At 41.3% G+C, this 651-nt stretch carries 1 protein-coding gene; it reads left to right on the top strand.

The features are described 5' to 3' along the window. Positions 1-207, top strand: a 207-nt coding sequence (locus tag MiSe_RS49585; protein WP_226594975.1) for a hypothetical protein, incomplete at its 5' end; no start/stop codon positions are given. Between the last annotated feature and the right edge of the window lie 444 nt (positions 208-651).

Here is a 651-nt window from a genome sequence, read left to right as displayed (position 1 = left end):
ACCAAAATTTATTCTACGCCGTGCCCCTGGGCATTTATACAAGTTGTAGGGACACGGCATTTTCCAACCTTTGGTATAAACCAAAATTTATTCTACGCCGTGCCCCTGGGCATTTATACAAGTTGTAGGGACATGGCATTTTCCAACCTTTGGTATAAACCAAAATTTATTCTACGCCGTGCCCCTGGGCATTTATGCAAGTTGTAGGGACATGGCATTTTCCAACCTTTGGTATAAACCAAAATTTATTCTACGCCGTGCCCCTGGGCATTTATACAAGTTGTAGGGACACGGCATTTTCCAACCTTTGGTATAAACCAAAATTTATTCTACGCCGTGCCCCTGGGCATTTATACAAGTTGTATTGACACGGCATTTTAAAACCTTTGGTATAAACCAAAATTTATTCTACGCCGTGCCCCTGGGCATTTATACAAGTTGTAGGGGCACGGCATTTTAAAACCTTTGGTATAAACCAAAATTTATTCTACGCCGTGCCCCTGGGCATTTATGCAAGTTGTAGGGACACGGCATTTTAAAACCTTTGGTATAAACCAAAATTTATTCTACGCCGTGCCCCCTGGGCATTTATACAAGTTGTATTGACACGGCATTTTCCAACCTTTGGTATAAACCAAAATTTATTCTACG

Source organism: Microseira wollei NIES-4236, assembly GCF_020521235.1.
GTDB lineage: Bacteria > Cyanobacteriota > Cyanobacteriia > Cyanobacteriales > Aerosakkonemataceae > Microseira > Microseira wollei.
This window is presented reverse-complemented; position numbering and strand designations above follow the sequence as displayed.